Here is a 965-nt window from a genome sequence, read left to right as displayed (position 1 = left end):
TTCACTTTGTTTCATTCGATGTTGTTAATCGTAAGGCGTATTAGTGATACGCCTGATGCCGCAGCTTCGGTGCTATATTTTAGCCCCGTTACATCTTCCGCGCAGGCCGACTCGACTAGTGAGCTATTACGCTTTCTTTAAATGGTGGCTGCTTCTAAGCCAACATCCTAGCTGTCTAAGCCTTCCCACTTCGTTTCCCACTTAATATAGACTTTGGGACCTTAGCTGGCGGTCTGGGTTGTTTCCCTCTTCACGATGGACGTTAGCACCCACCGTGTGTCTCCTGAGTATCACTCTTCGGTATTCGCAGTTTGCATCGGGTTGGTAATCCGGGATGGACCCCTAGCCGAAACAGTGCTCTACCCCCGAAGGTGTTCGCTCAAGGCTCTACCTAAATAGATTTCGGGGAGAACCAGCTATCTCCCGGTTTGATTGGCCTTTCACCCCCAGCCACAAGTCATCCGCTAATTTTTCAACATTAGTCGGTTCGGTCCTCCAGTTAGTGTTACCCAACCTTCAACCTGCCCATGGCTAGATCACCGGGTTTCGGGTCTATACCTTGCAACTAAAACGCCCAGTTAAGACTCGGTTTCCCTACGGCTCCCTTATTCAGTTAACCTTGCTACAAAATATAAGTCGCTGACCCATTATACAAAAGGTACGCAGTCACAAGATTGCTCTTGCTCCCACTGCTTGTACGTACACGGTTTCAGGTTCTATTTCACTCCCCTCGCTGGGGTTCTTTTCGCCTTTCCTTCACAGTACTGGTTCACTATCGGTCAATCAGGAGTATTTAGCCTTGGAGGATGGTCCCCCCATCTTCAGACAGGATTTCTCGTGTCCCGCCCTACTTGTTGTCAGCTTAGTTCCACATAAGGCTTTTAAAGTACGGGATTATCACCCTCTGTGATTTAGCTTCCCAGCTAATTCCTCTAAGTCTTATGCTAAAACTGACTGGCTTTTCC

General features: G+C 48.3%; 1 rRNA gene. It reads right to left on the bottom strand.

The features are described from left to right. Positions 1 to 965 (bottom strand): 23S ribosomal RNA (locus A1D25_RS08390); the annotation flags it as partial.

It is taken from the genome of Ursidibacter arcticus (assembly GCF_009761375.1).
GTDB lineage: Bacteria > Pseudomonadota > Gammaproteobacteria > Enterobacterales > Pasteurellaceae > Ursidibacter > Ursidibacter arcticus.
The sequence above is the reverse complement of the archived record's forward strand: the minus strand, read 5'-3'. Positions and strand labels throughout refer to the sequence as shown.